At 67.2% G+C, this 5,275-nt stretch carries 5 protein-coding genes; 2 read left to right on the top strand and 3 right to left on the bottom strand.

What is annotated here, in order from left to right:
• Positions 1-136 precede the first annotated feature (136 nt).
• Both Q8O29_RS16905 and Q8O29_RS16900 read right to left on the bottom strand, forming a co-directional pair.
• Positions 137-349, bottom strand: coding sequence for a hypothetical protein (locus tag Q8O29_RS16905; protein WP_305564889.1), 213 nt, complete (start codon positions 347-349; stop codon positions 137-139).
• Between the two features lie 140 nt (positions 350-489).
• On the bottom strand, positions 490-3,126 hold the full coding sequence (locus Q8O29_RS16900; RefSeq protein WP_305564887.1) for an ABC transporter permease: 2,637 nt from the start codon (positions 3,124-3,126) through the stop codon (positions 490-492).
• Positions 3,127-3,292: 166 nt separating this feature from the next.
• Between Q8O29_RS16900 and Q8O29_RS16895 the strand changes: the two genes are divergently transcribed.
• Positions 3,293-4,258 (top strand): threo-3-hydroxy-L-aspartate ammonia-lyase, encoded by a 966-nt coding sequence (locus tag Q8O29_RS16895; RefSeq protein WP_305564885.1) that lies wholly within the window; start codon positions 3,293-3,295, stop codon positions 4,256-4,258.
• A 97-nt stretch (positions 4,259-4,355) separates the two neighbouring features.
• Here Q8O29_RS16895 and Q8O29_RS16890 read toward each other — a convergent pair whose 3' ends face one another.
• Entirely contained in the window at positions 4,356-5,003 is a 648-nt protein-coding gene (locus tag Q8O29_RS16890) for an ABC transporter ATP-binding protein (protein ID WP_305564883.1), read from the bottom strand.
• A gap of 36 nt (positions 5,004-5,039) precedes the next feature.
• Here Q8O29_RS16890 and Q8O29_RS16885 point away from each other — a divergent pair.
• A partial coding sequence (locus Q8O29_RS16885; RefSeq protein ID WP_305564881.1) for a hypothetical protein occupies positions 5,040-5,275 on the top strand: 236 nt, incomplete at its 3' end.

Below are 5,275 nucleotides of genomic sequence, written 5' to 3'. Positions count from 1 at the left end.
GTCAAGTCCAAAGAGGAACTAAAAACCCGCATCCTCAAAGGGATAGCTGAAATCAACGCATCGCCTGTCGTTTTTCGATGGAATAAGTTCGATCTTGGCGTCGTTTAGTACGTAATTGCTTTAATGGAACTAACTACTAGTGGCTGATCTCCGAGGTCTGGAACACAATTTCCCCGCTGGGAATATGCACCACGCGAATCTGCTGGCGCGTCGGGTCGGCCAGGCTTTTGACCGCCACAGCCACGGCTAGCGAGCGGTCGGCGTACAGCGACTGGAAGTGGGGGGTGGGGGGCAGCAGGCTGCCCAGCAAAGGATTCCTGCTTTCAATGCGGTATTGAGCGGACGCCATGATGTGGGCCTTGGTGAAGTGATGCAACCATCGTAGGCGTGCTGCGCGACACCGTCATGACAATCCCGCGCAGCGAAGGCCTTTAAGGTAAGCAAACGAAAACACGCATCGGCAGGCACCTCGTCATAGCGTTTTTGTGCCTACCAGTCTTCCTTGACCGCCAGCACCGCATCCCGACCCGCCGCCGCACGCCCCGCCAGCCAGGCGGTGACGGTGCCAGCCAGCACCACGGCGGCGCACAGGGCCAGCAGCCGGTCCCAGGGCAGGGCCAGGTCCATGGTCCAGTGAAAACTCTGCGGGTTCACCACATGCACCAGCACCAGCGACACCGCCAGGCCCAGGCCGAGGCCGGCCAGCGCTCCGGCCAGCGTCCAGGCAGCGCCTTCACCGGCAACCAGCGTGAGGATTTGCCGGCGGCTCAAGCCCAGGTGGGCCAGCAGGCCGAACTCCTTGCGCCGGGCCAGCACCTGCGCGCTGAAGCTCGCCGCGACACCGAACAGGCCGATGGCGATGGCGACGGCCTGCAGCCAGTAGGTCACGGCGAAACTGCGGTCGAAGATGCGCAGCGAGGTCGCGCGGATCTGGCTGCTTGAGGCGAACTCAATCAGCTCTCCTGCGCCCGGCGACTGGGCCTGCGCCAGTGCGCGCACCGCCTGCTGCACCTGCGGCTCGGCGGCGCCCGGCGCCAGCCACAGCGCCAGATCATTGACGCGCCGGTCGCCGGTCAGGCGCTCGAAATCGCGCTGGTCCATGGCGATGGCACCGAACTGGCGCGCATAGTCGCGCCAGACGCCGGCCACGAAGAACTGTTGGCCCCCACGCTTGTCGCCCGGTGTTTCCGTTCGTCCTGAGCCTGTCGAAGGATGCCTCCCGGCCGCCTCAATTGCTCCTGAATTGATAGCTGGTGGTGCTTGTCCACTATGGGCTAGAGCCTCAAAAGGCTTAGAAAGCGGCGCAAACACCCGGCCGGGCCGCGCGCCGTACAGGTCGACCATGGGTTCACTGACATATATCGCGATGTGACCGACTGGGACCGGCAGCGGCGCGCCGACCAGCGGCAGGCTGGCGGCCGGGTCCTGCAAATCACGGGCGATCAGCGCAACGGCAGGCTGACCAGCGTCAAGCAGCAACTGCGTGACACGCAGGCTGCCAGTGCGCGCCACGCCGGGCACCTGCGCCAGCGCCTGCACGAAGTCCGGCGAAAAATACACCGTGTCGCTGGCTGCCGTGTTGCCGGCGGTGCGCACGTAAAGATCGGCCGGCAGCACCACGTCCAGCCAATGCGTGACCGAGTCGCGGAAACTCGCGACCATCACCGTCAGCGCGACAGCCAGGCTCAGCGAGGCGACCACGCCGCTGACAGCCACCGCCGCGCTGCCACGCACGCGGCGCGCGCGCTCGACCGCCAGCAGCGGCAGCAGGCGCCGGCTGACACGCGGCGCGATGCGGTCATACAGCAACGCGATCAGCCAGGGCAGGGCGCTGATGCCGCCCACCAGCAGCAGCCCGACCGACAGGTAGGCGCCAAGCGCAATGCCGAACACCGGGGGTGCGAACGCCAGCAAGCCGGCGGCGGCCATCAGCAGCAGGCTGAGCCGGTAGGGTGTGCCGCCGGCCGGCGGCGCACCCAGGCCCTTGAGGGTTTGCGCTGGCGGCAACTTTTGCGCGGCGCGCGCCGGCCACCAGCCGCCGACCAGCGCGGCGGCCACGCCGAGCAGGCCGTAGATCAGCGCGGCGCCCGCGTCCCATTGCAGCGCCGGGGCCACACCGGAGAAATAGCCGCCACCGAGGTCGCCGCCCAGCAGGCGCAGCGCCAGCGCCGCCAGCGCCGTGCCCAGCGCGATGCCGGCGACGCTGCCGACGCTGCCCAGCAGCGCCGACTCCCACAGCACCAGGCGCAGGCGCTCGCGGCCCGTGAGGCCCAGCACGCCCAGCAGCGCAAACTGCTGCGCCCGTTTGGCCACGCTCAGCGACAGCACCGAAAACACCAGGAAGGCGCCGGTGAACAGCGCCACCAGCGCCAGCACGGTCAGGTTGACGCGGTAGGCGCGCGACAGGTTGCTGACACGCTGCGCGTCGTCGCCGGGCTCAGTGGCGGTGATGCTGGCCGGCAGTTGCAGCGCGGTGATAAAGGCGGCGCGGTCGGTGCCCGCCTGCAGGCGCAGGTCGATGCGCGAGAGCTGGCCAGAGCGGCCAAACAAATCTTGCGCTGCGCCAATGTCCATCACCGCCAGCGGCGCGCCACCAGCGGCCACGCTGCCCGCTATCTGAACATCAAACAGTTGCAAGCCGCTTTGCAGCTGCAGGCGTTCGCCCACCAACGCCTGCCGCGCGGCCGGGTTGAGGAAGACGGCGCCCGGCGTGAACAGCGCCATGCGTTCTGCATTGGCAGCCAGCACCGGCATCAGGGCCGGGGCCAGCCGGGCCACCACCAGCGCATCGACACCGACCACCCGCAGCGCCACACGCCGGTCATCGGCGCCCAGGGCATAGGTGCCGAGCTCCAGCACCGGGCTGGCCGCGACGACCTGCGGTTGGGCGGCGATGCGCGCGTACAGCGTTTCGTCAAAACTGCCGCGCACGGCACGCAGCTCCAGGTCGGGCTGGCCATTGACCGACCGCACCGCCTGCGAAAACTCGCTGAGCGCCGAGGCATTGATCAGCTGCACCGAAAACGCCAGCGCCACGCCAAGCATCACCGCCGCCACTGCGGCCGCATTGCGCCAGCGGTGGTGCAGCAGTTCTTGCCAGGAGAAGGTGAAAAGCAGCGCAAGCATGGCCCGATTGTGCCCCCCTCACCACCGTTCGCCCTGAGCCGGTCGAAGGGTTGCGCCTCATGGCCAGGCCAGGCCACGCTCAGCCCGAACGCAGGGTGTCATGATGGGCGGGAAATCTCCATAGACTATCGTCTGTCTCCAGCCCTTGAATGAAAGCTCCCTCGCCATGCAGCTCCCCACCTATGACGATGTTGTTGCCGCCGCTGCGCGGCTCGCAGGCCACGCGCACCACACACCGGTGCTGCGATCAGCCACCGCTGATGCGCGCTGGGGCGCGCAGTTTTTCTTCAAGTGCGAAAATCTCCAGCGCATGGGCGCCTTCAAGTTTCGCGGCGCCTTCAATGCCTTGTCCAGGTTCGATGCCGCGCAGCGACGCGCTGGCGCCATCGCTTTTTCATCGGGCAACCACGCACAGGCGGTGGCGCTGTCAGCCCGCTTGCTGGCCATGCCGGCGCTGATCGTGATGCCGCAGGACGCGCCGGCCGCCAAACTGGCCGCCACACGCGGCTACGGTGCCGAGGTGGTGCTGTATGACCGCTTCACCGAAGACAGGGAGGCCCTGACGCAGCGGCTGGCCGCCGAGCGCGGCATGACACTGATTCCTCCTTACAACCATCCCGACGTCATTGCCGGCCAGGGCACGGCTGCGAAAGAATTGATCGAGGAGACCGGTCCGCTGGACCGCCTGTACGTCTGCCTGGGCGGCGGCGGGCTGACCAGCGGCTCGGCGCTGGCCGCCCGTGCGCTGGCACCCGCGTGTCAGGTGTTTGGCGTCGAGCCCGAGGCCGGTAACGACGGCCAGCAGTCGCTGCGCGCCGGCCGCATCGTGCACATCCCGGTGCCGACAACCATCGCCGACGGCGCGCAGACCCAGCACCTGGGTGCGTACACCTTCGGCATCATCCGGCGCGATGTGACGGACATCCTGACCGTCAGTGATGCGCAACTGGTCGATGCGATGCGTTTTTTCGCCGAGCGCATGAAGCTGGTGGTGGAGCCGACCGGTTGCCTGGCGTTTGCCGGTGCCTGCGCCGACGCTGCGGCGATCAGGGGCGCCCGTGTGGGCGTGATCATCAGTGGCGGCAATGTGGATCTGGCGCGTTACGCCGCGTTGCTGACCGCAGCCGGTTGAACTTTTCCAAATACACGACAGTGAATGGGTCGCCTACCACCCTCGCCCAGGGGCGCTCATGGTCGGGTCGTGGTCGTCAAGCGCGGCATGCGCGGCCTCAGGCGCGTATGCCTTCGCTGCTCAGGTGCAGCACGCGGTCGGCGCGCGCGGCGGCGGTTTCGGAATGGGTGACCAGCACCAGCGAGGCGCCGTGTTCGCGGGTCTGCGCCACCAGCGCGTCCATGACTTTTGCGGCAGTGGCCGGGTCCAGGTTACCGGTCGGTTCGTCGGCCAGCAGCAGGCCGGGGCGGTGGATCAGCGCGCGTGCAATCGCCACCCGTTGCAACTGACCGCCCGAGAGCTGTTGCGGCAGGCGCGCGCCCAGGCCGTCAAGGCCGACAGCCGCCAGCATGGCCGACACACGCTCATCGTCGTGCAGGCCCAGCAGCAGCAGCGGCAGCGCGACGTTCTGCGCGACATCAAGGTGCGGCAGCACATGAAAGGCCTGGAACACGAAGCCGACTTTTTCGCGGCGCAGCAGCGCGCGCTGGTCGTCGTTGAGGACGCCAATGTCCACGCCGTCCAGCTCGACCGAGCCGCTGTCCCAGCTGTCGAGCCCGGCCATGCAGTTGAGCAGAGTTGATTTGCCGACACCCGACTCACCGACGATGGCGACAAACTCGCCGGGCGCGACCTCGAGCGACACGTTGGTGAACACCGCGACCTCGCCGTAGTGTTTGCCGAGCTTTTTTATGCGCAGGCTCATGCGTGGGCCCTTCGCGCTGTATTTGTCGTTGCGGACTTGATCCGCAATCCATGCGACGCGGGCCGGGAAAAAGGTTGGCGCGATATGGATTGCGGATCGAGTCCGGGATGGCAGCTAGGAGCCTGGGCGGCAGAAGGCGTCGCAGCGAAAAGTGGCCCCGGCGAGGACAGTTTTTGCCGGGTTTGCAGCCTCATAGCCGTAGCTATGGGGCAAAAAGCCGGTGAAAAATGGACCGTCGCGGCCGCTTTGCAGCCGACGTTCCTTCTGCCGCC

This window comes from Polaromonas sp. (genome assembly GCF_030689685.1).
In the GTDB taxonomy this organism is placed as follows: domain Bacteria; phylum Pseudomonadota; class Gammaproteobacteria; order Burkholderiales; family Burkholderiaceae_C; genus Polaromonas.
Note: the sequence above shows the minus strand (reverse complement) of the source record. Positions and strands in the feature narration are given on the sequence as shown.